This window comes from Paenibacillus sp. J22P218 (assembly GCF_056269195.1).
In genome coordinates this window covers 12521-39289 of the sequence record NZ_JBWDNL010000002.1, presented here as the reverse complement: position 1 = coordinate 39289, position 26769 = coordinate 12521, and the positions used below count along the sequence as shown (strand labels likewise).

Here is a 26769-nt window from a genome sequence, read left to right as displayed (position 1 = left end):
CTGCACCTGCAGCCCTTGTACGGGGTTTTGTCTTCAGAGCGTTCTAGCTGGCGGCCAGCATCTGCTCAATATTGTCACTGGATACCGGCGGGCTCCAGAAGTAGCCTTGCATCTCATCGCAATTATGCTTGCGAAGGAATTCCATCTGCGCTTCTGTCTCGACGCCTTCAGCGATTACTTGGATGTTCAAATTATGCGCCATCGCTATGATAGCGGCCACGATCTCGGCGTCGCTTGGATCCTGCTGAATGTCTCTTACAAAGGAACGGTCGATCTTAAGCCGATCGATCGGGAAGTTCTTTAAGTAATGGAAGGAGCTGTACCCTGTTCCGAAGTCGTCTACGCTAATGCCTACGCCCATCTCGGTCAAATCAAGCAGACAGCGCGATACATGGCTGACATCCATCGTCATCGATTCTGTAATCTCGAGATCCAAATACTTGGAATCCAGTCCCGTCTTCTTAAGCACAGCGGCTACCTTGCTTGCCAGATCGTTCTGAACGAATTGTCTTATGGATAGATTGACGGATACCGGTATTGGCGGTAAACCCGCGTCTTGCCATGCTTTGTTTTGTCGGCATGCTTCCTCAAGCACCCAATCTCCGATCTGGACGATCATGCCGCTTTCCTCAGCTAGAGGAATGAAGCTGCCTGGCGGAATCATTCCTTTGACGGGGTGCTTCCAACGGACGAGCGCCTCAACGCCGACCATGGTTCCGGATACGAGATCATACTGCGGCTGATAATGAAGAATAAATTCGCTGCGCTGAATCGCACGGTACATCTCATGTTGCAGCGTTAACCGCTCGAATGAGGAATTGCTCCAAGTCTCGGAGTAAAGCAGGCAATCATTTTTACCGCTTTCCTTCACTCTTACGAGAGCCATATCCGCTTTCTTAATTAACGTATAAGCATCATCTTCGACATTTCGGTTCGTAACGGAACCGATGCTTGCCGTAATATGTAACGGGAATCCTCTAAGCTCGTACGGCTCCTCAATGGATTTAAGCACATCGCGCGACAGCTCTAGAAGATGCTGCTCGGAGTTAACGTTATGGAATAGAAGCGCGAATTCATCGCCTTCCATACGGCCAGCGAAATCGGATTCTGACATGCCGCGGTTAAGTCTCTCGGCAACCTGCATGAGCAGTATATCGCCAAACTCTCGGCCGAACGAAGCATTCACAAGCTTGAACCGATCCAAGTCCAAATAACAGATGCCAACGATTCGCTCTTCCTCGACTGCACGGCTTATGCTCTCCGTCAGCTTCATCTGGAACAGCGTCCGATTCGGCAAGCCCGTCATATCGTCATAATAGGCCATATAACGTATTCGCTCGACATTCCGCTTACGATCGCTTAGATCATGAATGATCATGACCGTTCCGATCACTTCTTCATCCCTTATCATAGGCGTGCACACGATCTGCAGCTCAAGCGGGAATCCAGAACGATGCGTAATATTAATGTTCGTCTGCTTCGCCTCGCCAAGCAGCGCCTGCTGGAACGTTTCCTGAAGCACCTGCCGGCTGGCTGGTTCTACAAGGCGCTCAAGCGGTTCGCCAAGCAATTCGTTCCGAGAATAGCCAAGCGTACTGCTCGACGCTTCGTTCATCTCTATAACCGTTCCGCTTCGATCCAGCACAGCAAGCGGAATTGCCTCGGAACGAAGCAGCGTCTCCACGATTGCTGTATGATAATTATTGAAGCTGAATGATTGTCTTCGACGTATATAGATAATAATTGCGGCAACTAATAATGACGCAGCGATAGCTGAAGCAGACCATCGATACATCGGATTAATTAATATAAAGGAAACGACGATCCAGACCGCAGCGAGTAAAGTTAATACGATACTTATCGTCCAAGGGCCGCTAAGCGGCTCACCTAACGATCGGCGGGTTCGTCTATTAGTTCTATTATCCATCCGTCTCGTCACGCACCAACTTCCTTCCTCTTGTTCGAGTCAAGTGAGTGTTAGCTTTATTATAAACGATGAAGTCGCTGCGGTATAGAAATATTTACTAATGACAACCGGATTAATGTTGGATAACGGCGATTCTTGTCGAATCACTATATTTATTTCATTATTTTCGTCCAAATTTTATTGCGGAAATGATAACGCATACCCACCCAATTAGCATCGCTGCCCCGCCGAGCGGCGTGATCATACCGAGCTTGCTAATATCCGTAAGCGTCATGACGTATAGGCTTCCGCTGAACAAAATAATGCCGGCAAAAATGAATCTTGCGCCATTAAGCAGCAGTTTGCCGCCGTCAATAAATTTGGCCAGCAATGAAATCAGCATTAAACCCAGCGCCCCATACATATGGTATCGCGCCCCTGTTTCGAATACTTCTATGAGGTGCTCACTCACTTTATCTTCAAGACCGTGCGCGCCGAACGCGCCTAATGCGATGGAAAGCGCTGCGTTAATTGCGCCTATTACAAAATATTTTGGAAACATTATGTTTTCAACCCTTTCGTTGTTGTGTATAATTTTACCGTAATTGTGATTTTTGAAAATATAGGAAAGTATAATAGTCATACTCTTATACTGAGCCTATATTTCATCCGCGAACCGTTAGCTTACGCCGTCAATGGTTCGTGCGTAGCGTAAGCCGTTTACGCTTGTCGCTTGATGTTAACCTATTCCAAGGAGCTGACCCGTATTGAATAACGAAAACAACCATCCGCCCGATTTGTCGAAGGATACGGCGGAACAACCAACCTCGGATCAACCGAGAGATAGCGGATATTCGCCTGATTCGACAGCCCCGCGATTTTCGGACGACAACTCGAATGAAACCGGGCCGTTAAAGCAATCGAAGCTTGGCATCGCTTCCTTTATCATCGCTCTCGTTGCCGTCTTGCTTATTATTATCACCTTCGTCCTTGCAACGTCAAACTCCGCCCAATTCATTGAATTTGTCGAAGAAGTGAATGCACGTAACGGCGTAGTTACACCGGAAGACATTGAAACGCTCGGCGGTGACATTCTTGGGGTGCTCGTGCTGATTATGATCTGCATGTTCGGTTCAGTAGGCGTTGCGCTTGTAGGCGCGATTCTTGCTTTCATCGGCATATTCGCCAAAAACCGCCGCAAAGCGTTCGCGATTATCGGGCTCGTGCTTAACGGCTTGCTGATTGTAGGCGCGATCGCTCTCTTTATCATAGGCATCGCCATGGGAGCAACTTCCGGCGGAGTCGGCTAATCGTTACAAGCCCTAAAGAGTCTGCCGCTTAAGTGCCCGGCCGGGAACTTCATGCGGCAGACTTTTTTTATAAGTTTCACTTCACAACAATCTTCGTTCGGCTATAACCTTCCTTCGTCTTCTGCACCTCAAGCCGGGCTGGGAACGCATCCTTTAGCTCCTGCACGTGGGAGATAACGCCAATCATCCGCCCCGCCTTCTGCAAATCCACTAATGCATGGATTGCCTTGCCCAGCGACTCCTCGTCTAAGGAGCCGAAACCCTCGTCGATGAACATCATTTCGATCGTGACGCCGCCTTGATGCGACTGGATGACGTCCGTCATACCGAGCGCAAGACATAAGGAAGCATTGAACTTTTCGCCGCCGGACAACGTTTTTACATCGCGATTTTGCCCCGTATAAGCATCATACACGTCAAGCCCGAGACCGCTCTGCTTGCCGCTCTTCTCAAGCCGGTCGCTTCGCTCCAGCAGGAACTGCCCGTTCGACAGCTCCGCGAGCCGCGCATTAGCCGCAAGCAGGATTTGCTCTAAATACTCGATCAGAATATAACGTTCGAACGATATTTTCAGCGCGTTGTCGCCCTTGAGCATCTGATAAAGATCGAATACTTCAGCCAGCTTCGCTTCATGCGTCTTAACCCGCTCGGCAGCCCGCTTAATCGATGCTGCCAGCCGTCGCGCCTCTTGCTCATTATGCAGCAGCGTCTGCGAGGCTGCAATTAAGCGCTCCAGTTCGTCCCTCATGCCGGCCAACTCGGCTTGCAAACCATCAGTATCGATACGCGGCTTGTCCAGCAGTTCTTGTTCAAGCTGCATAATCTGCTGTGCAAGCAGTTGAATGGCGGATCGATATGCCTCCAGTTGCAATCTCAGCGCATCACGATCGACCGCGTTCATGGCCGCAGTTCGGTATTCAGTCCCATCTGCGAAACCCGCATTCGCAAGCTCTTCCGTTAACCGCGCCTCGAACTCTTGCAGACGCAGCCTCGATTCTTCATACTGCACGGCAGCCTGCTCTGCATGCGCCTTCGCTTCCGCCAACAAAGAAGCTTGCTGCTGACGCTGCTCCTGTGCAGTCTTCCAAGCGAGTGCAAGCGTAGCGGTCAGCTTCTGATGCACAGCAAGCTTAGCCGTCATCCGCTCTTCCGAGCGAAGTGCAGCCGGAATTCTTTCAAGCTCCTGCTCGAGCAGCGATTGCTGCTTCGTCCGCTCGATTATAAGCTGCTGCCAATGCTGCTGCAGACGTTCCTTGTCCGCTTGGCGCTTGTCCAGCTCCTGCTCAAGCTGATGCAGCTGCTCGCCCAGCTTCTGTTGTTCCTGCGCCTGCTTCTGCAGCTCATCCGTCTCATCCTTAAGCTCGCGCCACCGCTTGCGAAGCTGTGCTTGCTGCTCCTCCAGCTTTACGATCTCAATGCCTGAAGCCGCAAGCTCCTCAGCGTTGCTGTCACGAGTGGATTTGGCTGCCGCCGCTTGCGCTCTAGACGAGTGAAGCTCGCCTTCGATAGCCGAGAGCTGCTCCTTCGCCTGCTGCAACTGCTCGCGTGAAGGCACATCCTCAGCGACGGCCTGCTTGGCCGGATGCGACTCGCTGCCGCATACCGGACAAGGCTTGCCGTCATGCAGATGAACCGCAAGCATACCGGCCTGACCTTCAATCCACAGCTGTTCCAGCCGATCATATTCCGACTTCGCTTGCAGCATCGTATTCCGATTTTCGCGCTCGAGCAGCGAGATACGCAGCAGCTCTTTATCCAGCTCGATCATCTGCGTCAATTGCTTGCCCTGCTGTTGAACTTGCGACAGTTCGGTTAACTTGTTGGCGAGCAAGCCCGCATTCGCGCCTAGCTTCTGCAGCGCCAGCTGCATCCCTTGCTTACGCTCGCGCTGCTCGGCAAGCGCTGCTTCCGCCGCCGCATGCTTGGAAGCAGCGCCCTGCTCCTCCTGCTGCAGCCGAGTAAGCGTCTGCTGCTGGCTCGCAAGCGAGCGAACTAGCGGCGCAAGCTCTGTCAGCTTATGTAGCTCGCGCTCCGCCTCGCGGCGCTGCTCTTCCTTCGCTGCTTCGGCCGCAAACCGCTCCTCCGCAGCCGCCGCTGAGCTTTCCACCGCCGCAAGCCTCTCGCGACGGCTGTCCAGCTGACCGCGCTTCGCTTCGCTATCCGCCTTCGCGCGTGTTGCCTGCTCCTCGTACGGCGTCAGCTTCGCCGCCTTCTCGGCAAGAGCGAGTCGCTTCTCCCGCGCCTCGAATGCAGGCCGCTCCGCTTCGGATTGCCGCTCTTGCTCCCGGAGCTTGGCTAACGCATCATGCCGCTGATTGAGCGCCAGCGCATCGTTCAACGCGCTTTGGCGAAGCTCGATGCGGCCCGACAACTCCGCTTTGCGCTGCTGCGCATTCGCCGACAGCTGCTCGTAATAAGCGGCCTCCTGCTCCAACGCATCAGTCATTTGCAAAGCGTTGTACGACTCCTGCGCCAGCGTCAGCGCAAGCTGACTTCCCTCGCGCTGCGGCAATGCCTCCTCCGCTTGCTTCATATATGCGGCCGCTCCCGCTCGCGTTTCCTTGAGCTGCTCTTGCAGCTCCCTGTTCATCGCATAGAACTTCGTTTCGAGCTTCTCATACAGCTCCGTTTGGAATATTCGACGCAAAATATCCTCTTTGTTGTCCGTATCCGACGTTAACAGCTTGCGGAATTCGCCCTGCGGAAGCATCACGATCTGACTGAACTGTTCTTTCGTCAGTCCTACAATCGACAACAGCTTCGTATTCACTTCCGTAGAGATAAAGCGGTCAACAATTGGCGTTGCAATGCCGTCCTCCGTAAGCTCGTACAGCTCGGTTTTCTCGCCGGTTTCACTTTTGTTCGCGCCCTTGCGATGCTTCATCTGCCTGAATACACGATAAGCTTTGCGGCCAATGGCAAAATCGAACTCCACCGCCGTATGCGTGTCCTCATCGGCGAATTGGCTCCGCAGCATCCGCATATCGGAACGATCCTCACCGCTTGCCGAACCGTAGACGGCGAAGCAGATCGCGTCAAATATCGTTGTTTTGCCCGCGCCTGTGTTGCCTGAAATAACGAACAGCCGCTGGTCCTGCAGCAGGCTGAAATCGATCGTCTCCACGTCGCGGTAAGGCCCGAAGGCCGTCATCGTTAGCTTCAGCGGTTTCATACAGCTCCCCCCTCCTCGCGCAGCAGTGCTGCGAATGTGTCAGCGAACAGCTGCTGCTTCTTATCCGAGAGCGGCTCGCCCTTAACCTCCTGGTAGAAAGCGGCGAACAGCTCGATCGGATCGGCCTCGCGCCTGCCTCGTCGTTCTCCCTCTTCCTGCCCATTGCGAAGTGTGGACAAACTAGCCATGCGGCGCTCCACATGAAGCGCATTCGGGTAAACCGCCCTTACTTTCTCCATCGGGAAGAGCACCGGATTATCGTTAAGCAGCGTTACGAACACATAATCCTCGTTCACGCTATGCGTTTCTATTTCTTCTATTGAAGCGGTAATTCTGCGCATGTCTCGCAGCGGCGCAAGCTCGCGCTTCTCTACCGCCACTTTGCCGCCGCCATCCATCTCAACAACCAAATACCCTTTGGCATGGCTTTCTTCGGAAATCGAATATTTGAGCGGAGAGCCCGCATATCGAATCGTATCGTTCAGCACATAATGGGCTTGGTGCAAATGGCCGAGCGCCGTATATTGAAACTTCGCGAAATGAGCGGCGCTCACATGCTCCGCTCCGCCGATGGCTAGCGGACGTTCTGAATCGCTTGTATTGTTCTCATGCGCCCCGGTCGGCGTAATAAAGGCATGTCCAACGAGCACATGACGCGCCGATGTATCCATCGTTTCGGCAATCCTTGCTGTTATCGCCTTCATCGCATCATCATGCGAGCGAATCGTCTCATCTCCGAGCAGATGGCGAACCTGTGCGGGATCCGCATAAGGGATGAGGTGGAAATGAACCTCGCCGAATTCATCGCTTAAGACGATCGGCTCTAGCTCCCGCTTCATCTGCCCAACCAAATACAGGCCGCGGCCTGCCATCAGCTTCGTCCCGAAGTCGATCCGGTCGGGGCTGTCATGATTGCCTGAGATGGCGATAACCGGCGTATTCAGATCGATAACAATGCGCTCCAGCAGCTCGTCCAACAGCTCAACCGCTTCTGTCGGGGGGACAGCCCGGTCATACAGATCGCCTGCTATCACTACCGCATCCGGCCTTTCATTCTCAATCGCCTGCAGCAGTTGCTCCAGCACATGCCGCTGATCCTCCGTCATATATACGCCTTGGACAAGCTTGCCCAAATGCCAATCCGCCGTGTGAAAAAATTTCATGTCTAGCAACCTACCTTTCCCCGCGGTTCGACATGCTTCCGCCTATTTCTATCCGTTATTTTACCATTCTAATCTATGAATCGCATAGTCTGCGGCTTGCCATTCCGATCTATTCGCGATAGAGTGAACAAGGCGATATTTTGCGTGCAGCATAGCTGCGCCGAAGACAACAATGGTCTCATTATAGTAACTTTTTTGGAGGTTTTCCGCTTGCAACTAGAACGAGAAAAAGCATCATCCATACGAAAAAACTACATTCTATTATTAATCGTCGTATTCGGCGGTTTCCTAGTATTTGGTTTCTCTGAAAATATTAAAGGACCCGCGCTCCCCAAAATGCAAAGCGACCTCGCATTAGACGAGTTTCAGATCGGCATGCTGCTCGCCTTCAACTCCCTAGGCTACTTGCTCGCCTGCAGCTTCACCGGCTGGCTGTCCCGCAGGGCGGGCATGAAGCTGACGACGATGCTTGCGCTCGGCTCCATGGCGGTATCCGGCATCTTTATCTATATCGCTTCTAATTACACCGCTTTATCCGCGTCTTATTTTCTCATGTATATCGGCAACGGGATACTGGAAATTGGTCTCGCCTTGCTAGCCGCGCGCATTTTTGTCAAAAACACCGGAACGATGATGAATCTCTCCCACTTCTTCTATGGGCTCAGCTCGATGATCGCACCGATGCTCGCCGCCTCACTTATGGGTGTTTCATTGTTCGGATCGGAGCTCGGATGGCGCGGGATGTACGCGCTTATGCTTGCGTTGTCCGTTCTTCCGATGCTGCCTGCGTTAATCGCCAAGTTCCCTGCTGAAGAGAGCAAGCAGGAGGAACGAATATCGCTGCGGCAATATATGAAAGATCCCATTGCTTGGTTGATTGTTATCGTTCTCTCGCTTGGCGTTATATCGGAGCTTGCCGTCGGCGGCTGGCTCGTCAACTTTCTTGAGAAGGCATACGGATGGAGCAACGACGCGGCTGCCCGCATGCTGTCCGCCTTCTTCCTATGCTTCATGCTGGCCCGTCTCTTTCTCGGGCCTGTTACTGACAAGATCGGTTACACGAAGGCGCTTATTTATTTATCCGCCGTCTCCGGCCTATGCTCAGTCGCCGCTATTATCGTAGGTGAGCAGGGCGCCGTTCTGTTCGCGCTCGCTGGCGTAGGCATTGCGCCGATCTATCCGACCGTTATGGCGCTGCTCGCTCGCAGATACAAAAACAACGCCGATACGGCCATTACATTCACGGTCACGCTAATGGGCATTGCCAGCGTCATCGGAAACTTCGCCATTGGTGCGATCATTGACTGGATCAAGCGGCTGTTCGCTTCCGGACATGACGAAGAGGCCAGTCTTATCGCCGGCCTCCAAGCGGGTTATTTGTTCATCGGCGCTTGTGCGCTATTGTGCTCGATCGCGTCGATCATTCTCTATCGCATGCTGGTGAAAAGGAACGAAGTGTTATAAACCGAATGTCTGCGCTATGCCGATACCGATTCCAGACATTGACCAAGCGCAGTATACGATAATCCATGCGCATTTGCTACCGCTTCATAAGTAATGCGGCCAGACATCGTATTCACTCCGAGACCGAGAGCGGCATTGCCTAGCAGAGCCGCTCTCGCGCCTTTCGTTGCAAGCTCGAGCGCATATGGCAGCGTCGCGTTCGTCAGTGCCGCCGTTGCCGTCCTCGGCACCGAGCCTGGCATGTTGGCCACCGCATAATGGAGCACGCCATGCCTCTCAAATACAGGAGCATCATGCGTCGTGATTTGATCGATCGTTTCGAAGATGCCGCCTTGGTCAATCGCGACATCAACGATGACCGAACCATTGCCCATTGCGCGGACGACCTCCTCGCCCACCAGCTTTGGAGCGCGTGCCCCGGGAATAAGAACAGCTCCTATAACGAGATCAGCATCTGTTACTGCGTCCGCAACTTGCCTAACGCCCGATGCCAAAGTCCGCAATCTTCCGCTGAACCTCTCGTCCAAATAACGAAGCCGGTTCACGTCGGTATCGAGAATCGTCACCTCCGCGCCGAGACCAAGAGCGATCTGTGCCGCTCCCGTCCCGACCACGCCTCCTCCGATAATGACCACTTTTCCTTTGCGAACGCCAGGAACCCCGCCAAGCAGCAGTCCTTTGCCGCCCTGCGGCTTCTCAAGAAAATGAGCTCCAAGCTGGGCAGCCATTCTGCCGGCTATATCGCTCATTGGCGTCAGAAGAGGCAGTCCTCCGCTGGCAAGCTGCACCGTCTCATAGGCAATCGCCGTGACTTTCTCCCTTACAAGCGCTTCCGTCAGAACAGGCTCGGCCGCCAAATGCAAATACGTGAACAGCATCAGCTTCTCATGGAAGTACGCATATTCCGCTTGCGTCGGCTCCTTCACCTTCAGAACAAGCTCCCTGCACCAAGCATCGGGAGCAGAAGGCACTATGACAGATCCAGCAGCTGCAAATTGTTCGTCCGAGATGCCCGCCCCCAAACCGGCATCCCGTTCAATGAACACTTGATGTCCGAGACGAATAAATTCGTGAACGCCGCCGGGAGTGATTGCGACCCTATTTTCCCCGTTTTTCACTTCTTTAGGAATGCCGATTTCCATGCCGAAGTCCTCCTCTCCCGCAATCTATCACTCAGCCGTCAAAAACTTAGAAATACCGCGAAGTTATCATTTTTTTCTTCGTATAAAACTCAATGCCGTCTCCGCCGTTCGCATGCAAATCGCCATAGAAGGAATCCTTCCAGCCAGAGAATGGGAAAAAAGCCATCGGAGCAGGCACGCCAACGTTAACCCCCAGCATCCCCGCTTCGGCCTCCTCTCGAAATTGTCTGACTGCCTTCGCATTCTCGGTGTATATGACTGCCGAGTTGCCGAACCGCGAGCTGTTCACAATTCCGATTGCATCACCGAGGCTCGATGCCCGCAGAACAGACAGCACCGGACCGAAAATTTCCTCCTTCGCGATCGTCATATCCGGCTTAACCTCATCGAACAACGTAGGACCAAGAAAGAAGCCTTCCAATCCGCGTGCCTCCGCTGAGCGTCCGTCGAGCAGCAGCTTCGCTCCCTCTGCCTCGCCCTGGGCAATGTAGGCTTCGATTCGCATTTGATGCTCCTTGCGGATGACGGGCGTTAACGTGACGTCCTCCCTTAAACCGTTGCCTATCACCATCTCGGAAGCCGCAGCGTGCAGTGCATTCATGAATGCTTCTCCTTCTCCAACGACGACAACAGCCGAACAGGCCATACACCGCTCACCCGCGCTGCCGAAGGAAGAGGCGATTATGTTCTCGACCGTCTTGGGAATATGGGCGTCCGGCATGACGATATGCATGTTTTTGGCGCCAGCCAGCGCCTGAACCCTTTTGCCGAAGGAAGACGACCGCTCATAAACGTACTTCGCGACCGGCTGCGAGCCCACGAAGGATACCGCCTTAACGGCCGGACTGCCCGTCAGGCCATGAACGACCTCCCGACCGCCGTGCACGATATTAAGGACGCCATCCGGCAGTCCCGCTTCGCGGAATAGCTCCACAAGCCGGTTCGCTGTCAGCGGCGTTCGCTCCGAAGGCTTCAGCACGAATGTATTGCCAAGCGCTATAGCCAGCGGGAACATCCAGCACGGCACCATCATGGGGAAGTTGAACGGTGTAATGCCCGCTGCAACGCCAACCGGCACGCGGAACAGTTCCGAATCCAGGTCTGTGGCGATATTAGCCAGTGTCCGCCCCATCATATGCGTTGGAGCTCCTGCAGCGAATTCGACGTTTTCAATGCCGCGCTGCACCTCGCCAAGCGCTTCCTTGTAGCTTTTGCCATTCTCCGTCGTTATGATTTCGGCTAACTCCTCTGAGTGCTGCTGCAGCAGCTGCCAGTAACGGAACAGGATGCGCGCTCGGCGCGGCACCGGCGTCTTGCTCCATCCAGGAAACGCTTGCTCCGCCGCCCGCACAGCTTCCTCCACGTCGGATTGAACGGACATCGGCACATAAGCGATCGTCTCTCCGGTCGCAGGATTGTAGACCGGCTCTATCTGCCTGCCTTCCGATTCGATCCAAGCGCCATTAACGAAGTTACGCAACCGGTTCTGTTCCGTAAGGCGATCGGATACCGACTCTATGGCCATCTCTCTCATCTCCTAAGCTGCAAGTTAACGTCCAAGTACGAGCAGTGCGAATAAAAGTTTTCCATTCGAAAAAGACATTTAGTATACTATTAAAAATACAATTAAACTTTCAGACTTTTCCGAAAATAATAGAAGGGCGGTGAACGACGATGGTCAACACGATGCTGCAAATGACCGTAGGGGACATTTTGAAACGGCCATTATTCGCTAGAGCGGAAGCCATCGCCAGCCCCGAAGCCCTACAGCGCTCCGTCCGGTGGGTGCATATTATGGAAGTTACGCAGGTTGGCCATTTGCTGAACGGACATGAACTCATTCTTAGTACAGGCATCGGTTGGCGTGACGATGAGGAGCTTAGCGTCTCCTTCCTCCGTCAGCTCATCGACAGCGGCGCTTCCGGCTTATGCATTGAGCTTGGCACTTATGCGAAGCAACCCATCGAGAGGATGAAGCAGCTCGCGGAGAGCGAGCATTTTCCGCTTATTTTTTTTCACGAGGAAGTCCGTTATATTGATATAACGCAAGATTTGCACGCCTACTTCATTAACCAGCATCATCAGATGGTGTCACGGCTCGAACTGCTGTCCACCGAGCTTAACCAATTGCTGTTGTCCGGCAAGGGGATGATGTCGCTGCTTCGGCTCCTTCATCAGACGACCGGTGCCCAAGTTGCTTTCTTCCCGCTCGGAGCGGAAGCGCAGTTCGTTCCGCATATGCCTCGTGCCAAAGCCGGAATCTTCTATGAGCAATGGATCTACGGTAAAATGTTCGCTAATCCGGAGCAGAAGCAAACCATCGCACATCGGCCGATTCTAGCGCTCGACCATTTGTTTGCGGACTTGCTGCTCCAAGGCAAAACCGAGCTGAGCGAGTTTCAAATTTTAGTACTCGACCGCTGCGCCACTGCCATTGCCCAGGAAATGATGCGTACCAAATATATGGAGGAACGCCGCAGGCTTAAGGAAGATTTATGGGCTGTTGACTGGCTAAGCGGAAAACACACCGAGCAAGAGGTTCTTGATTATATTCAGACCTTGAAGCCGACAGCCAAGCTAGGCGGAGCAACCGTCTGCCTATTCGATCTCGATGCCGAGACGAAGCGCGAAGCCGAGAAGGATGACGGGGCATTGCTTATTCAGAAGCATATGGTCGCGCGGGCGATCTTCGAAGGAGAAGGTTATGTGCTGCTGCCGCTGCTTCAACACGATCAGATCGTCTTCATTGTCATTGACCAGCTTGGTGAGATTAAGCATAGGGAGCGGCTTCTGCGCGCCATTGATCGGGTACGGCGAACGGAGCAGCTACAAGAGCAAGCGCTTTTCGCACCGCGTCTATCCATCGGCTGTTACATGACCAAGCTGTGCCGGCTCCATGAGAGCTACGATACCGCCAAAGAAATGCTCACTATTCAGAGAGATGTAGGCCCGCTAGCCTCGCCTTTCTATCAAGACTTGCATTTGCACAAAGTGATGTATGCGCTCAAGAAAGCTGGGACGCTTCACGCGCTTGCCGAGCAATATATCGCGCCTGTCGCTGCTAGCGACAAAGACCGCAACGGTCATCTTCTGCGAACGCTTTCCGTCTACTTGTCACTGTCAGGCTCCAAGCAGGAAACGGCCAAAGCGCTGCTCATTGCCCGCCAAACGCTTTATCATAGGTTAGAAAAACTGGAGGCGCTGCTTGGCAGCGACTTCGCAAGCGATCATGAGAAAAGGTTGACGATCGAGCTTGCCCTTCGCGCATATGAATACATTCATGGGCCTGTTACTTAAGAGACGCTCATCTGCTTAATCACAACATTAACGAGGTATTTCCTGGCGTCTGCCGTCAAGATTTGGACGACGGTCTGTTCACCCCCGGGATGCTCCATATGCACCGTCGATCCGCTCAGATCCTCCGTCACTGCTTTAATTTTGTAGCGGCGCTCAATGAAATTGTCGATCCGCAGCTTCTCTTCCATATATTGCTCATATGCCGACAATACGCGTACACCTCCTCCTGGACTTTACTTATGCTTCGGTGTTAGCAGCGGAGCGATGAATGGACTCCCCAGCGCTGCGATAAGGCGATCTCTTCAAGTAACGTCCGCTACCGAGCTCGCCTACGAATTGCCTATCGCGAATGACGTATTCGCCTTTGGACAGTACGCTTACCGGAACGCCGGTTACCTGCATGCCTTCGAACGGGTTATAGTCCACATTCATATGATGTGTCTGCACGGACAGCGACCTTTCCGCCAATGGGTCGAAAATAACGACATCCGCATCGCTGCCTACGGCAATCGTCCCCTTCTGCGGGAACAGTCCGAACAGCTTGGCGTTACGCGTCGATACCATCTCTACGAATTCATTCAGTGTAATGCGGCCTTTCGCTACCCCTTCCGAGTACAAAATGGAGAAGCGGTCTTCGATAACCGGGCCGCCATTCGGTATTTTGCTAAAGTCGCCAAGTCCAAGATCCTTCTGTCCGTCATAATTGAACGAGCAATGATCTGAGCCGATCGTCTGCAGCTGTCCGCTCTTTAATGCATTCCATAACACCTCTTGGTGCCTCGACTCGCGCAGCGGCGGCGACCATACATACTTCGCGCCTTCGAAGCCCGGCTGAGCCAGGTACGATTCGTCGAGCGTCAAGTATTGCGGGCAAGTCTCCCCCCATACGTCGACACCGCGGCTTCTCGCTTCCGCAATCTGACGCACCGCTTCCTCGCAAGTCACATGCACCACATACAATCTCGCTCCGGCAAGCGCTGCAAGATTCGCTGCCCGGCCCGTTGCTTCGCCCTCGATAACAGACGGCCTCGTACGCGCATGATAGATGGGATCCGTCTGTCCGGCCTCCAATGCTTGGCGAATAAGAAAATCGATGACATCGCCGTTCTCCGCATGCACCATCACCATGGCGCCAAGCTCCTTGGCCGCCAGCATCGTGCGGAACAGCGTCCCGTCATCGGCCTGGAATACGTTCTTATAAGCCATAAAGACTTTAAGCGAAGTAATGCCTTCTTCCTTCACCACTGCCGGCAGCTCCGCCAGCACCTCATCATTGATCTCGCCGATCATCAGATGGAAGCCGTAATCGATAGCCGCCTTGCCGGCCGCTTTGCGATGCCATGCCGCGATCGAATCGGCAAGCGGTTTGCCTTTGGCCGTAAGACAGAAGTCAATGACCGTCGTCGTTCCGCCGAACGCGGCCGCCCGCGTCCCTGTCGCGAAGTCATCCGCCGTCACCGTACCGCCGAACGGCATATCAAGATGCGTATGCGGATCTACTCCCCCCGGGAATACGAGCTTACCGGATGCATCGACAGCTTCGGCGCTTTCCTTCGCCGCCTCGGCAGACAGATCAAGCCCGATCTTCGCGACAATTCCGTTCTTAATAAGCAGATCGGCGCGATAAGTGTCAGCCGCCGTAACGATCGTTCCGCCTTTAATCCATTTGGAAGTCATCTTCTATACCGCCTCCTTTGCGCTCGAGCCGTCCGCATCATCCTTGCTGCTGCCGTTAAGGGCGCTAATTGCCTTCTGCCGCTCATTCCAGCTCATCGGCATTTCCGTTGAAGGCACCTCGACCATCGTGATCGCATCTTCGACCGGACAAACGATCGAGCATAGATTGCAGCCGACGCAATCCTCTTCACGTACTTTCAGATACGCGACACCATTCTCATCGGTATGACGCTCAATACATTGATGCGAAGCATCCTCGCAGGCAATATGGCATTTGTTGCATACGATGCAATTCTCTTCCTCAATACGCGCCACAACTGCATAATTCAGATCAAGGTCGCCCCAGTCCGAGAAGCGCTGAACCGACTTGCCGATCAGCTCTGTAACGGAAGCAAGGCCTTTGCCATCCAAATAATTGTTTAAACCGTCAATCATATCCTCGACGATGCTGAAGCCGTGATGCATGGCTGCCGTGCAGACTTGTACGCCCGTTGCGCCCATCAGTAGAAATTCGACAGCATCGCGCCAGTTAGATACACCGCCGATGCCAGATATAGGAATAGCAACCTGCGGATTGCGGGCGCATTCCGCAACCATGTTGAGCGCGATCGGCTTCACTGCCGGACCGCAATACCCGCCATGCGCTCCTTTGCCTGCGACATGCGGGATCGTATTCCATGTATCGATATCTACGCCTGCAAGTGAATTGATCGTATTAATAAGCGATATCGCATCCGCCCCGCCTCTTGCTGCCGCCTTCGCCGTAGCCGTAATATCGGTAATGTTCGGGGTCAGCTTCACAATAACCGGCGTCTGTGCCGCTTCCTTGGCCCACATCGTCTGCGCTTCAACAAGGTCCGGCTGCTGACCGGAAGCCGAGCCCATGCCGCGCTCCGCCATCCCATGCGGACAGCCGAAGTTCAGCTCCAGCCCGTCAACGCCGATGGCCTCGACCTTCTTCACGATTTCATGCCATTTCTCCCGCTTCGGTTCAACCATTAGCGATACGACGAGCGCATGATTCGGAAACCGCTTCTTTGTCTCATAGATTTCCTTCAAATTAATCTCTAGCGGACGATCCGTAATAAGCTCGATATTGTTGAAGCCCGCTACACGCTGGCCGTTGAAGTGAACAGCTGCGAACCGCGACGACGTATTAATGATCGGATCGCCAAGCGTCTTCCATACCGCGCCTCCCCAGCCCGCTTCGAACGCGCGCTGCACCTGATAGCCGGTATTCGTCGGCGGCGCGGATGCCAGCCAGAACGGATTCGGAGACTTGATGCCTGCCAGATTAATGCTGAGATCAGCCATAGCGTTCCCTCCTCGCACAGAGCGAATTGTATATCGAATAAGCGGCGAGCTTCCCTTGCTGCGCTGCGGATACGACCATCGCATCGCCCTGCTGCCCTTCGCCGAATACGACATCTCCTGCCGCATAAACTTGCGGATTGGACGTTTGATACGTTGCGGCATCAACCGTTACGACGCCTCGTTTATGAGCGAGCCCTAACTGCTCAATGAGCGGCAAGTGCCGAGTCTGTCCGATTGCCTTAATAACGACATCGACTTCCATGGAGAAAGCCGAACCTTCTATCGGCATAGGCTTTGCTCGCCCGCCGTTCGCATCCTCCTCAAGCCTCATTTCGATGCATTCAAGCGCCTTGACCTCGCCGTTCTGTCCAGCGGCGATGCGCGTAGGCGCCGTCAACCATTTGAACGATACGCCGTCCTGCTTAGCGAACTCGAACTCGAAGTCGTAAGCGGTCATCTCCGCGCTCGTCCGCCGATAGACGATCTTGACATCTTCCGCGCCAAGCCGGACAGAGCAGGTCGCCGCATCAATAGCCGTATTGCCCGCGCCGATGACCGCTACCTTCTTGCCTGCGAACTCAGCCGATAGTCCCGTCTTAGTCGCCTCTACGAAATCGATAGCATCATAAACTCCGTTCAAGCCTTCGCCTTCGATGCCTAGCATAGGTACTTTAGACATTCCGATTGCAAGTACAACGGCATCGAATTGCTCGAGCAGCTGCTCGGCGCTAATATCGACGCCAACCTTCGTATTCGTCCGTATATCGACGCCAAGCTGCTTCACTTGTCCGACTTCCCAGAGCGATATGTTTTGCGGCAGACGGAACGATACGATGCCGTACGTATCGAGCCCTCCAGCCTGCTCCTTCGCTTCGAAGATCGTAACGGCGAAGCCGAACCGCGCAAGCTCCCGCGCCGCCGACAGCCCCGCAGGTCCGCCGCCGATAATGGCTGCCGTCATGCCGTTGCTGCGCCCGGCCGAGAACAGCACCTGTTCGTTGCGGATCGCCCAATCAGTCGCATAACGCTGCAGGTCGCCGATCATAATTGGCTTCGAGGAATGATTAAGGACACATGCGCCTTCGCAGAGCTCCTCTGTCGGACATACCCGCGAGCAGGTAGCTCCTACCGGATTCGCATCCATAATGGTCCGTGCCGACCCGAGCATATTGCCTGAGGCGATTTTTTTGATAAAAGAGGGGATATTGATGCCGGTTGGGCATGCCTTAATACATGGCGCATCGTAACAGTACAAACATCGATTCGATTCTTCCACCGCTTCCTTCGGCCTCATGCCCGCCTTAACCTCGGCGAAGTTGCGCTTCAATTGCTCTAGAGATATGAAGGCCGATTGAACTTTACCGCTCATGCCATCCGCTCCTTTCCTCTCGTCCTATCACAGGCTAACGATATTGTCGTACGTCTCCGGTCTGCGATCTCGATAAAACTGCCACACATTGCACACTTCGCGAATAAGCTCCTTATCCATCTCGCCAATAACGATCTCATCCTTGTCGCGGCTTCCTATAGATACAATCGAGCCTCGCGGATCGACCAAATACGATTGGCCGTAAAACTCGCCCATATTCCACGGCGCTTCGACGCCAACCCGATTGATGGCCGCCACGTAATACCCGTTGGCTACCGCATGGGCCGGCTGTTCCAGCTTCCACAAATATTCGCTCGTACCAGCCACCGTCGCCGATGGGTTGAATACAATTTCCGCGCCGTTAAGCCCTAACGCCCGCGCTCCTTCTGGGAAGTGGCGGTCATAGCATATATAGACCCCGACCTTCGCAAATGCCGTATCGAACACCGGATATCCGAGATTTCCGGGCTTAAAATAATATTTTTCCCAGAAGCCGCATGAACCGCCTCCTGCCGCCACATGCGGAATATGATGCTTCCGGTATTTGCCGAGATACGAGCCGTCTGCATCGATTACCGCTGCGGTATTGTAGTAGGTTGCTATCCCTTCGCGCTCATAGATCGGGAGTACGATGACGACGCCAAGCTCCTTCGCGAGCTCTTGAAACAATATTGTCGTAGGTCCCGACGGAATTTCTTCCGCTGCCTCATACCACTTCGTCTGCTGCTCGGAGCAGAAGTACGGACCATAAAAAATTTCCTGCAGCGATATAATCTGAGCTCCCTGAGCTGCAGCTTCTCTAACTAGCTTTAAGTGCTTGCGGATAGCCGCTTCCTTATGAGCGGCAACCGGCTCGTCGCCATGCAGCTCGTTCGATGCTTGGATTAAACCGATCTTCACCTTCGACATGCGTCTATCCCTCCTTCATGGCTTGCGATTCGCCTTGCCGCGAGATACAGAAGCTCAGCGCCGAGCGCTATATCCTCCGGCGACGAATATTCCTTCGGATTGTGGCTGATGCCCTCCTTGCACCTGACGAAAATCATCCCGTAATCGCATACGTAAGACATCGTAAGCGAATCGTGGAATGGACCGCTCATAAGCTCTGGCGGCGGCGTAATGCCCATGTTGTCCGCTTCGATCCGCAGCGTCATCTTGATCCAGTCGGCGCAATAGCGCGGATCACTCTTCGTATCCTCGCGAATCGTATACGTAAGACCATGATCGGCGGCGGTATCCTCTATTTCCTTAAGCAGCCGAGCCTCCAGCCTGTTCCTTCTGCTAAGCTCAATATCGCGAAAATCGACGGTGAAGCTCACCTTCTCCGGAATAATGTTGCGCGAGTCGGGAAAGACGGTTAACGATCCAACCGTCCCGACCGTCGGCGCGCCAGGTGTCTCCCTTGCGAGCCGGTCCAGCGCCGTAATGACTTTGGCCGCTCCGACCAGCGCATCCCGCCGCATCGGCATAGGCACCGAGCCCGCATGTCCGGCGAAGCCGTTCATTTCGACCGTCCACCATACCGGCCCGGAAATACCGCTCACGATGCCGATCGGATGCTCTATTGATTCAAGTACAGGCCCTTGCTCAATATGAAGCTCAAGGAAGGCCCCGATCCGATCGGCCGTTACCTCGAAGCTTTCTATTAGACCGGGGTCGCAGCCGAATTGCCTTAACGCTTCTTCACGCGTTACCCCGTTTTTATCCATCCGCGCGAGCTCGCCGTCCTCCAGCTTGCCCGTCATTCCTCTTACGCCGAACAATCCTTTATTGAACCGGCAGCCTTCCTCGTCACAGAAGGCAACGACCTCGATATTCATCATCGGTACAAATCCGCTTTCCGCCATCGTCTGAACGGCTTCAAGCGCGCCGAGCACTCCGATGACGCCGTCGAATCGGCCGCCGTAAGGCTGCGAGTCGATATGTGAGCCGAGCATTAAGACTGGCAGCGTGGGGTTCGCACCTTCCAAAACGCCGATCAAATTGCCGAATGGATCGATATGCGCCTCGAGCCCCGCTTCCTCCATCCAGCTCTTAACGAGCATGACCGCCTCGCGGTCCTCCTGGGAGAGCGCAAGACGGCAGACGCCGGTATCTCCGATCTTCCCGATGAGCGACAGCTCCTCAATTCTTCTGTGGAGCCTCTCCTTATTGATCGCTCCCGAATATAGGCTCAGCATCATGCAATCACCTTCCCCTCATCCTTTATCGAGATGGAAAATGCCTTCAGAAGCGTATCCACGATGAATGCAACGTCTTCATCGGTCGAACTAAGCGGCGGACTAATGGTCAATATATTGGCAAAGCCGGGCACGGTATCGCCGTTTTTGCTGATGATCAAACCTAACCGCTTGCATGACGCAATATAGGAAGCGACAAGAGATGCATCCGCTGGCCGCTTCGAACCCTTATCCTCAACGAGCTCAATCCCGAGCGCAGACCCGAAATGCCGGATTTCGCCTACATGGGGGTGAGCAGCAAGCGGCTGCAAGCCCACACGGAACTGCTCACCGATCCAAGCAGATCGGCTAACCAGCTCTTCACGCTCCAGAATCGTTAGATTCGCCAATGCAACCGCGCAGGAAACCGGATTGCCGCCGAATGTATTCACATGCCGCAAATGATTGTCCGCCTTGCTCGTATCCTTGAAGCTGTCATACAACTTTGCCGACACCGCCGTTGCCGATAGAGGGGAATACGCGCTCGTCATTCCTTTCGCCATCGTTACGATATCGGGCTTCACGCCGTAATTATGATGGCCGAACTTCATCCCCGATCGGCCGAAGCCGCAGATCACTTCGTCTACGATTAGCAGCACATCGTGTTTGTTGCATATTTCCTGCACCCGTTTCATGTAACCGTCGGGAGGAACGATCATGCCGCCGCCGGTAATGACCGGTTCCATGATGACGGCGGCAACCGAATCCGCCCCTTCCCATGTAATCGCGTCGTCGAACGCCTCCGCGCATTGCATGCGGCACGCCCCTTCTTGCTGCCCGAATGGACAGCGGTAGCAATATGGCGGAGGCACATGCGAGAAGCCCATCGCCAGCGGCTCATATTTCAGCTTGCGCTGCGCCTGTCCCGTCGCTCCAAGCGAACCGAGCGAGCTGCCATGGTAGGCGCGATGCCGGGAAATGAACTTATGCTTGCTCGGCTTGCCGTTCTGGTGATGATATTGGCGGGCGATTTTGAAGGCGACCTCATTGGCGTCCGAGCCCGAATTGGAGAAGAAGATGCGATAGTCCCCCTCCAGCCACTCGTTAAGCTTCTCGGCAAGCTTAATCGCCGGAACATGCGACTGAATGAGCGTGGAATAGGCAATCGTCTTCATTTGTTTAGCTGCCGCATCCGCAATCTCTTCGCGTCCGTGCCCGACATTCACGCACCATAAGCCCGACATCCCATCCAAATACCGGTTGCCGTCGCTATCCGTAATCCAGCTGCCCTCCCCAGATACGACAATCATCGGATGGTCGTTATGCGGCGAGATATGATGCCATACATACCTGCGATCCTTGTCCAGCCATTCCTCCTTGCTCAACCCGTCCATAGCCGGTTCTTTCACACGCTATCGCCTCCTCCAGCTCGCCGCCATGCGGTGGGGAAGCGCCGAAAACAACTGCTCATCGGCGCTTCTTCCTTGCCGTCAGCGCTTAGCAAGCAATCCTTTATTTCAATGCGTCTTCCAAAATCGTCTTGTCGATCGCCGCAGCCAAATCCGGCGTTTTCTTGATCAACTCGTATTTCAGCGAGATGTCGACCGTTCTCTGTACCGCATCGTCGACGAAGCTGCCAACCTGTGCCTCTGTGAAACCTTCCGGCTTCACAAGTTTAGCCATCTCCATAAGCATCGTTGTTTGATGCTCCTTCGTCGTGCTGCCCTCGGTTACCGCCTTCATTACGATGTCAACCGACTCCGGCTGGTTCGCAATGGCATAATTCCAGCCCTTCATCGTCGCTCTAATCGCTTTGACCGCAAGCTCCCGGTTGCTCTTCAGCCAATCCTCCTTAACGACCAGCGTATCCTCCAGCATACCTACGCCCGCATCCTCGAAGTCATATACGTACAAATCCTCTTCCTTCACGCCGCTCTCGAGCACGACATGATATTCGTTATAGATCGTAGAGATTGCTACATCGAGCTGTTTGTTAAAGAACTGGTCCATTGTAAAACCCTGCTTCACGAGCTCAACATCCTTCTTCGGATCGAGGCCGTTTTTCTCCATGAAGGCAAGCACTTGGAATTGCTGGCTTCCCGTCCACATGCCAACCTTCTTGCCCTTCATCTTAGCCGGCTCGTCGATGCCCGACTCCTTGCTCGCAACGAACCGGTACGAGCTTTGCTGCAGGATTTGCGCTACTGTTACGAGAGGCAAACCGTTGTCGCGGTTGACGAGGAGGCTGTCAAAGCTTGTAACGCCAATGTCGGCTGCGCCGTTGACGACCTGCTGTTCAATGACAACGTCCGGGCCTCCGGGGATGATTTCAACGTCCAGCCCCTCCTCTGCATAGAACCCTTTCTCCTTGGCAACGAAAATACCCGCGAACTGCGCCTGAGGCACCCATTTCAGTTGAATCTTCACTTTAGTAAGAGGAGCGTCGGACGGCTTATCCGTCGCTTCTGTTGCTGCCCCATCCGTAGGCTTCGGATCGTCTTCAGCTGGCGGTGACTCGTTCGAGTTGCCGCAAGCGGCGACGAAGAGCAGCATTAATGCGAGTAAAGCGGTTGAAACGGCTTGCATCGTACGGTTTCTCTGTTTCATGAAGACCATTCCTCTCCCTATTGTTTTCTATATGATACAAACTCCTTTCGGAGTACTTCCAAGGTGAGCGACCGCGTTTAATCGGTAGTTTTTATCGCCAATCAGAATGATTTTCTTTTCCCAATATCGTTGTAAAGAACTTAAGCATTCTTATGTGGGGAGAAAAACTCCATTCGGAGTACTTCCAGGATGAACGTTGTCAGGAATGTCTACGATGCGATACATGCCAAGGTATAACAAGCCGCTCAACAAGCTGAACGATATAATAGAGAACGATGCCTAGCGCTGCGGCGATTACGATGCAGGACCAGGCGAGCGGCATGTTGCCGAGCTTGATCTGATCCGATAATAGAAAGCCCAGCCCCCGTGAAGATATGAAAAACTCCCCGACGATTGCGCCGATGATGCTCGTGGACATATTAATCTTCAGCGCCGTGAAGATAGCCGGCTGTGCCGCTCGAAAGCGCAGCTTCAGAAACACGGTCGTTCTCGGCGCAGCATAGGCATGCATGAGATCGAGGTAAGCAGGCTGTATGGATCGCAGCCCTTTGAATGCGCTAATCGCCATAGTGGCCATCGTCATGACGGAGACGATCGCAATTTTGGAGGAAACGCCGTTTCCGAACCAATTGTTCATAACTGGCGCAAGCGCAACGATAGGAACGGCGTTAAGCGACGCTAGCAGCGTAATCGCGCCTTTGCCTGCATTGGGGAACAATGAGGCTGCCACGGCAGCCGCAAGACCGAGCAAAGATCCGATGATGCAGCCACCTATGATCTCAATTCCCGTATAGATCGAATAGCTCCAAAGCAAATCGAAGTTTTCCTTAATGGAGGATGCGATCGCTGACGGAATCGGCAACTGATAGCGCTCCAACTTAAACAATCGATGGAATCCCTCAAGCTGCCAGACGAGCAGGAATACAATCGCGAAGCCTACCGGAAGCAGCATCGGCTGCAAAGCTTTCCAGCCCGCTGATATACGCGGCAGACCTCTCTCGTTTGCTTGGAGGTTAATCGTTATAGGGTCGCGCCCTGAATCCAGCTCCTGTACATTGCCCGCGGCAGGCAGCGCCGCCATACCTGACTGCGGTTCTGACTTGACGGCCGCAAGCTCCTTCATGCCTCGTCCCTCCCCTTCGCCCGGAACTCTGGCTGCCATGGTGTAAGCAGCCTTTCGGCTGCCGCGATAAGCAGATATAATGCGATGCCGATTACCATGCTAATGAGCACCGTTGACCAGAACATATATACCTGTGACGTCCCATAGTAGAGCGAGCTGACCATGAGCACCCCGATACCGTCCGGCGCTCCCATCAGCTCCACGATGATAGACGCTGTTATGGCGAGCGGCGCGGACAGCTTCAGACCTGCGAACAAGCCCGGAAGCGCGGCACGCAGCTTCAGCTTGCTGTAGAGCGTCCATGTCGAGGCTGCATACGTGCGCATAAGCTCCAACTGCTCAGGACTTACGCTTCGCAGTCCGCGAAGCATTTGGATCGCGACCGGAAAAAACGTCACGTATCCAGCCATCAGCACTCTGGACAGCTCGGCATCGCGGACAATCCCGTAAATAATGGGGGCTAGGCCGATGATTGGTATCATCTGCGAAGCGATCATATAGGGAGACAGCGTATGCTCGGCTGCTCTCGATACGCTCATTACAATCGCAAGTGCTGCACCGACAATCGAACCGATGACGAAGCCGGTAATCGAATTGCCGAACGTCACCGTCCCTTGCTTAAGCAAGGTCGGCAGATGATCGGCTAGTGTTCCCAGTACCTTATGCAAGTAAGGAAGCTTCGAGGCTGGGGCGGTCGTCTTCATGACGACGGCGATGAACCATGCTCCAGCTTCCCATAAGAGCAGGACGGCGGCGACCCATAAGGCAAGGACGGTGCCCTGCCCCCCTCTTTTAAACAATCTGTCCGTCAAAGGAATCACTCTCCTTGTAGAAACAATTCCTCACCGACCTCGTCATCTCGTGGAAATGGGCTGATTCGCGGATATGGGACAGATCGCCCTCCTCCCTGGTCATTTCCACGACCGAATGGACGCGTCCGGGATGGGCGGACAACACAATGACGCGGTCCGACAAGAACACCGCTTCGGGAATGCTGTGCGTAACGAATACGATCGTCTTGTTCGTTTGCTTCTTGATCTCAAGCAGCTCCAGCTGCAGCTTCTCCTTCGTGAACTCATCAAGCGCGGAGAACGGTTCATCCATGAACAGAATAGGTGGATCAAGCGATAGGGCGCGGGCAATTGCGACACGCTGCTGCATGCCGCCGCTTAGTTGCCAAGGGTAGTAATTACGGAACGAGGATAGCCCGACCATCTCGAGCAGCCTCTCGATAAGAGGAGTGTATTGCGATTTGCGCTCACCGAGCACCTCAAGCGGCAGCTCGATATTCTCCTTCACCGTCCGCCATTCGAAGAGCGTCGGGTTCTGGAACACAATGCCGAATTTACGGCGGAGTCGGACTTCACGGGGGTGGTCATCTTGGATCGTAATCGTGCCGCTCGTAGGCTCAAGCAAGTCGGCCATCAGCCTGAGCAGCGTCGACTTGCCGCAGCCGGACGGTCCTAGCAGCGATACGAATTCATTGCGATAGATTTCGAAGCTTACGTCTTGGAGCGCAGTGACCTCCTGCCCCTTTTTCCCAAAACGCATACTCACTTGATCGACGATGATCTCTGCCTTCTTGGCAGCTTCAGGTATGTGCATGCAGTCCCTCCTCAAAACAAACATAGTTTGCGTTAAGTATGCGAAAGCCTTCATCACTGTATATGTCATATTATATAACATTAATTTTTGATTACATTATACAAAGTGGTTAAAAATGAACAGTCCAACTGGACACAATGTCACCCCCAGCCGCAAGACCGTTAGATAGATTGCTAGAATTAGACGTTTTATTCTTTCACATAACCGCTCGGCTGTTGAATATATTGATTAACAACAGGTGTTTTAACAACAAATAAGCGGGGGAGGTGCTCCGAAATGGGTTCATCGGACAACGGCATGTTCAGCGTCTCACGGGAAGATTGGTCATTGCATCGCAAAGGGTATCAAGATCAGGCCAGGCATCAGCAGAAGGTAAGGGAAGCGATTAAGCAAAATTTGCCCGATCTCGTGTCTGAGGAAAGCATCGTCATGTCAGACGGCAAACAGGTTATTAAGGTGCCGATTCGGAGCCTTGATGAATATCGGTTCGTCTACAACTACAATAAAAATAAACATGTCGGCCAAGGCGATGGCGACAGCCAGGTCGGCGACGTGCTCGGCGTCGATCCTTCATCGGCGCAGAAGGGCGGCAAAGGCGACAAGGCCGGCGATCAGCCCGGCGAGGATATTATCGAGGCGGAGATCAGCCTTGCAGAGCTGGAAACGATGCTGTTCGAAGAGCTGGAGCTTCCGTTTCTGAAGCAGAAAGACAAGGATCAGCTCGAGACGAAGGAAATCCGGTTCAACGATATTCGTAAAAAAGGCATCATGTCCAACATCGACAAGAAGCGGACGATCATCGAGAACTTGCGCCGCAACGCCACCTCCGGCCAACCAGGCATTCACGGCATATCTCCCGACGACCTGCGCTACAAGACGTGGGAAGAGATCGTTAAACCGCAATCGAATGCCGTCATCTTGGCCATGATGGATACGTCTGGCTCGATGGGCTCGTTCGAGAAATACGTGGCTCGCTCCTTCTTCTTCTGGATGACGCGTTTCCTGCGGCACCAGTACGAAAAGGTCGATATCGTGTTTATAGCGCATCATACAGAAGCGAAGGAAGTAACCGAGGAAGAGTTCTTCACCCGTGGCGAGAGCGGCGGTACGATCTGCTCGTCGGCTTACATGAAAGCGTTGGAAATTATCGACAGCCGCTTCAATCCGAACCTGTACAACATCTACCCGTTCCACTTCTCTGACGGCGACAACCTGACGAGCGACAACGAACGGTGCGTGAAGCTCATCGGCGAGCTGCTTAAGCGCTCCAACCTGTTCGGCTACGGCGAGGTTAACCAATATAACCGCTCCAGTACGCTCATGTCAGCCTACAAGCATATTAACTTGCAGCACTTCATGTATTACGTCATTAAAGAAAAAGGCGAGGTATACAACGCGCTCAAGTCGTTCTTCCGCAAGCGGGAGGGCGTTACAGGTTAATCGCGACGACAATCTTTCGAA

General features: G+C 53.7%; 21 protein-coding genes. 4 read left to right on the top strand and 17 right to left on the bottom strand.

From position 1 onward, the window contains the following. Positions 1-43: 43 nt before the first annotated feature. Together AC0YN0_RS08930 and AC0YN0_RS08925 are read right to left on the bottom strand one after the other, a co-directional pair. Positions 44-1927, bottom strand: coding sequence for a putative bifunctional diguanylate cyclase/phosphodiesterase (locus AC0YN0_RS08930; protein ID WP_475820957.1), 1884 nt, complete (start codon positions 1925-1927; stop codon positions 44-46). A 160-nt stretch (positions 1928-2087) separates the two neighbouring features. Next, positions 2088-2468, bottom strand: coding sequence for a DUF423 domain-containing protein (locus tag AC0YN0_RS08925; RefSeq protein WP_442050623.1), 381 nt, complete (start codon positions 2466-2468; stop codon positions 2088-2090). Positions 2469-2673: 205 nt separating this feature from the next. On the opposite strand from AC0YN0_RS08925, the gene AC0YN0_RS08920 reads away from it, so the two are divergent. After that, positions 2674-3216, top strand: a complete 543-nt coding sequence (locus tag AC0YN0_RS08920; RefSeq protein WP_475820956.1) for a hypothetical protein — start codon at positions 2674-2676, stop codon at positions 3214-3216. Positions 3217-3292: 76 nt separating this feature from the next. Here AC0YN0_RS08920 and AC0YN0_RS08915 read toward each other — a convergent pair whose 3' ends face one another. Both AC0YN0_RS08915 and AC0YN0_RS08910 read right to left on the bottom strand, forming a co-directional pair. Next, complete coding sequence (locus AC0YN0_RS08915) at positions 3293-6388, bottom strand: AAA family ATPase (RefSeq protein WP_475820955.1); 3096 nt, start codon at positions 6386-6388, stop codon at positions 3293-3295. Further along, positions 6385-7551, bottom strand: coding sequence for an exonuclease SbcCD subunit D (locus AC0YN0_RS08910; RefSeq protein ID WP_475820954.1), 1167 nt, complete (start codon positions 7549-7551; stop codon positions 6385-6387). Before AC0YN0_RS08910 ends, AC0YN0_RS08915 begins: the two co-directional genes overlap by 4 nt. Positions 7552-7761: 210 nt before the next feature. Here AC0YN0_RS08910 and AC0YN0_RS08905 point away from each other — a divergent pair, with 210 nt between their 5' ends. After that, on the top strand, positions 7762-9015 hold the full coding sequence (locus AC0YN0_RS08905) for an MFS transporter (RefSeq protein ID WP_475820953.1): 1254 nt from the start codon (positions 7762-7764) through the stop codon (positions 9013-9015). A gap of 14 nt (positions 9016-9029) precedes the next feature. On the opposite strand, the gene ald is transcribed toward AC0YN0_RS08905, so the two are convergent. Both ald and AC0YN0_RS08895 read right to left on the bottom strand, forming a co-directional pair. Then, positions 9030-10157, bottom strand: a complete 1128-nt coding sequence (gene ald, locus AC0YN0_RS08900) for an alanine dehydrogenase (RefSeq protein WP_475820952.1) — start codon at positions 10155-10157, stop codon at positions 9030-9032. Between the two features lie 46 nt (positions 10158-10203). Then, positions 10204-11682, bottom strand: a complete 1479-nt coding sequence (locus AC0YN0_RS08895; RefSeq protein WP_475820951.1) for a CoA-acylating methylmalonate-semialdehyde dehydrogenase — start codon at positions 11680-11682, stop codon at positions 10204-10206. Positions 11683-11831: 149 nt separating this feature from the next. Here AC0YN0_RS08895 and AC0YN0_RS08890 point away from each other — a divergent pair, with 149 nt between their 5' ends. After that, a complete protein-coding gene (locus tag AC0YN0_RS08890) occupies positions 11832-13454 on the top strand; it encodes a PucR family transcriptional regulator (protein WP_475820950.1) in 1623 nt (540 codons plus the stop codon). Here the strand turns inward: AC0YN0_RS08890 and AC0YN0_RS08885 are convergent. The 11 genes from AC0YN0_RS08885 to AC0YN0_RS08835 form a co-directional block, all read right to left on the bottom strand. Further along, the gene (locus tag AC0YN0_RS08885; RefSeq protein ID WP_442050615.1) at positions 13451-13663 is read right to left on the bottom strand and encodes a hypothetical protein; all 213 of its coding nucleotides are present in this window, start codon (positions 13661-13663) and stop codon (positions 13451-13453) included. The two genes, AC0YN0_RS08890 and AC0YN0_RS08885, sit on opposite strands and share 4 nt — an antisense overlap. A 28-nt stretch (positions 13664-13691) precedes the next feature. Next, complete coding sequence (hydA, locus tag AC0YN0_RS08880; protein WP_475820949.1) at positions 13692-15131, bottom strand: dihydropyrimidinase; 1440 nt, start codon at positions 15129-15131, stop codon at positions 13692-13694. 3 nt (positions 15132-15134) lie between these two features. After that, positions 15135-16445: an NAD-dependent dihydropyrimidine dehydrogenase subunit PreA gene (preA, locus tag AC0YN0_RS08875; RefSeq protein ID WP_475820948.1), complete on the bottom strand. Its 1311-nt coding sequence runs from the start codon at positions 16443-16445 to the stop codon at positions 15135-15137. Next, positions 16438-17814 carry an NAD(P)-dependent oxidoreductase gene (locus AC0YN0_RS08870; protein ID WP_475820947.1) on the bottom strand — a complete coding sequence of 459 codons (1377 nt, stop codon included), beginning with the start codon at positions 17812-17814 and terminating at the stop codon, positions 16438-16440. Before AC0YN0_RS08870 ends, preA begins: the two co-directional genes overlap by 8 nt. 27 nt (positions 17815-17841) lie before the next feature. Further along, positions 17842-18723 (bottom strand): nitrilase-related carbon-nitrogen hydrolase, encoded by an 882-nt coding sequence (locus AC0YN0_RS08865; protein ID WP_475820946.1) that lies wholly within the window; start codon positions 18721-18723, stop codon positions 17842-17844. Beyond that, on the bottom strand, positions 18711-19994 hold the full coding sequence (locus AC0YN0_RS08860; RefSeq protein WP_475821877.1) for a M20 family metallo-hydrolase: 1284 nt from the start codon (positions 19992-19994) through the stop codon (positions 18711-18713). The genes AC0YN0_RS08865 and AC0YN0_RS08860 overlap by 13 nt, the downstream gene beginning before the upstream one ends. Further along, positions 19994-21367 carry an aminotransferase gene (locus tag AC0YN0_RS08855; RefSeq protein WP_475821876.1) on the bottom strand — a complete coding sequence of 458 codons (1374 nt, stop codon included), beginning with the start codon at positions 21365-21367 and terminating at the stop codon, positions 19994-19996. The genes AC0YN0_RS08860 and AC0YN0_RS08855 overlap by 1 nt, the downstream gene beginning before the upstream one ends. 118 nt (positions 21368-21485) lie before the next feature. Further along, positions 21486-22580: an ABC transporter substrate-binding protein gene (locus tag AC0YN0_RS08850; RefSeq protein ID WP_475820945.1), complete on the bottom strand. Its 1095-nt coding sequence runs from the start codon at positions 22578-22580 to the stop codon at positions 21486-21488. 199 nt (positions 22581-22779) lie between these two features. Then, complete coding sequence (locus AC0YN0_RS08845) at positions 22780-23742, bottom strand: ABC transporter permease (protein ID WP_475820944.1); 963 nt, start codon at positions 23740-23742, stop codon at positions 22780-22782. Beyond that, positions 23700-24515 carry an ABC transporter permease gene (locus AC0YN0_RS08840; RefSeq protein WP_475820943.1) on the bottom strand — a complete coding sequence of 272 codons (816 nt, stop codon included), beginning with the start codon at positions 24513-24515 and terminating at the stop codon, positions 23700-23702. The genes AC0YN0_RS08845 and AC0YN0_RS08840 overlap by 43 nt, the downstream gene beginning before the upstream one ends. Next, positions 24496-25308: an ABC transporter ATP-binding protein gene (locus AC0YN0_RS08835; protein ID WP_475820942.1), complete on the bottom strand. Its 813-nt coding sequence runs from the start codon at positions 25306-25308 to the stop codon at positions 24496-24498. Before AC0YN0_RS08835 ends, AC0YN0_RS08840 begins: the two co-directional genes overlap by 20 nt. Before the next feature lie 276 nt (positions 25309-25584). Here AC0YN0_RS08835 and yhbH point away from each other — a divergent pair, with 276 nt between their 5' ends. Beyond that, positions 25585-26748: a sporulation protein YhbH gene (gene yhbH, locus AC0YN0_RS08830; protein ID WP_475820941.1), complete on the top strand. Its 1164-nt coding sequence runs from the start codon at positions 25585-25587 to the stop codon at positions 26746-26748. The last annotated feature ends 21 nt before the right edge of the window (positions 26749-26769 follow it).